Raw genomic sequence first — 271 nt, 5'->3', positions numbered from 1 at the left:
CAGCACGATGTCGCCTGGACGCGCAAGATGTGCGAGCAGGTTGAACAGGATCGTCTGCGCGCCGGGAAAGATCACGAGCCTGTCGGCATGCGCATGTGGCACGCGTGCGCGCATCCAACGCGCCGCGACCTCGCGCTCGTGTGCGCTGCCGCCCGGCGGCTGGTAGTTGAGATGCGCCGTCAGGCCCGATTGCGCGCGGATGGCTTCCATCCCGGCGATGATGCGCTCGTCGAGCTGCGCTTCGAGTGGCTGCGGCGGCACGTTCATCGAG

At 67.9% G+C, this 271-nt stretch carries 1 pseudogene; it reads right to left on the bottom strand.

From position 1 onward, the window contains the following. Positions 1–271, bottom strand: a pseudogene (locus AC0L2P_RS32360) (aminotransferase-like domain-containing protein); the annotation flags it as partial.

The sequence above is a fragment of the Mesorhizobium sp. WSM4836 genome, assembly GCF_055811815.1.
The sequence above is the reverse complement of the archived record's forward strand: the minus strand, read 5'-3'. Positions and strand labels throughout refer to the sequence as shown.